General features: G+C 27.0%; 4 protein-coding genes. All 4 read left to right on the plus strand.

Annotated elements, in window-relative coordinates:
- The coding region (locus tag CYP84_RS10725; RefSeq protein ID WP_180996380.1) for a hypothetical protein at positions 1-233 on the plus strand (233 nt) is incomplete at its 5' end.
- Positions 234-640: 407 nt separating this feature from the next.
- Entirely contained in the window at positions 641-802 is a 162-nt protein-coding gene (locus CYP84_RS10730; protein WP_180996381.1) for a hypothetical protein, read from the plus strand.
- 38 nt (positions 803-840) lie between these two features.
- Positions 841-1245, plus strand: coding sequence for a polymorphic toxin type 50 domain-containing protein (locus tag CYP84_RS04695; RefSeq protein WP_103636838.1), 405 nt, complete (start codon positions 841-843; stop codon positions 1243-1245).
- An 18-nt stretch (positions 1246-1263) separates the two neighbouring features.
- On the plus strand, positions 1264-1463 hold a 200-nt coding region (locus CYP84_RS04700; RefSeq protein WP_219809661.1), incomplete at its 3' end, for a hypothetical protein.

Consider the following 1463-nt stretch of genomic DNA (forward strand, 5'->3'; position numbering starts at 1 on the left):
ATTCAGAAAATTTTGATAAAGAATTTAAAACTTTACTCAAAAATAAAAATAAAAAGTGTGTGATAAAATCGAAATTTGATTTTGAAAATGTTTGTGTCAGTAAAAAAATAGAATTGATTAAATTTTTAATTTCTAATAAAAATTTAGTCGGAAATATTGTGTATAAAATCCTTTTTTGGGAAAAAGACGAGGTGCTAGAAAGTTGTTTGGCTTTTTGGAATTATAAAAAATAAAATCCTATAAAAATGGTATTAGGCCGGGCATTATATTTATAGAGCAAGATAAGATTGATACTAAATTTATCGATCTTATCTTGTTGAGACATTTTAATTTTGAATTAGCAAAAGAACCGTCACTAAATATTAGAGTTCAATTTTTTATAAAGTTTGATGATCAATTCTCTATGCTATTTGATATATATGATGATAGAGGATTTTATGCTTATTGCTTATAAATTTATTATTTTTATAAAAATATTTTAGATAATGGTTGGTTTGCTATAAAAATCGCATTAAGAAATACAAAAGATATATATTTATGGTAGTCTAAAATCAATAAATATTAAAATTATGAGTACCAAAATTCTATCGTCAACCAGTTAGGCGAAAGTAATGCGGTAGCTGGTATATTTGTAATACAGGTGGCAACACAAGGACTACTTAAAACAGCTATATCGGTAGCTAGTAATGAAGTAAAAGATAACTTTACAAAGGGAATAAAAGAGGGGCTTAGTGAATATATAGCCAAAGATTTATTAGATAAAATAATAAAGGTAATGATGAACAAAGAAAAAAAGATATAAAATTAGCTTCTGATTTATCAGCTAGCGTTAGCATAGATATGTTAATAGGCGGAGCTTACTCTATAGTAAAAGGCTCAAAAAATGTAGTTAAGGCTGATGAGAAGTTAAAAGAAAGCAATGTAAATAGTAATACAAATATAAAAATAGATATGAATAAACAAAATAAACACATACAAGGAACTAATGAATTTAAAACTGCCAATCAAAGTGGTATATCAAGAAGTATATTGACTGAAAATATAGAAGATCTATTGCCAAAATTAGGAACAGGACAGCAAGTAAATAATATAAGAATTGGTTTAGCTGGGTCAAAAGAAAGAATTGATTTTGGAAAAGTGATAGGCTATTATATTGATGAAGCTGGAAATAAATTGCCAACTACAAAAGGGATAGTCCATTATAGTAAAAATGGTGCGCACATAGTGCCTAGCAAACCAAATTAAAATTGATAAGGATTAATTATGGACACCAAAATTCTATTGTCAACCAAAAGAGCATTACAAGGTGAAATTACGCAAAATATGCGTGCGTTATATGTAGCGTTGGAAAATTTTACTATCAAACTATTGTTTATATATAATGGTGAAATAACGGACGACGATCAGGATAATATAGGATATATTAGTAGTTTGATTATCGCAGATTTTAACGAATATAAAAT

It is taken from the genome of Campylobacter concisus, assembly GCF_002912425.1.
GTDB lineage: Bacteria > Campylobacterota > Campylobacteria > Campylobacterales > Campylobacteraceae > Campylobacter_A > Campylobacter_A concisus_AH.

Excerpts from the sequence above, each read along its gene's own strand:
- CYP84_RS04695 (WP_103636838.1), top strand. The coding sequence starts at position 841 with ATGTTAATAGGCGGAGCTTACTCTATAGTAAAAGGCTCAAAAAATGTA.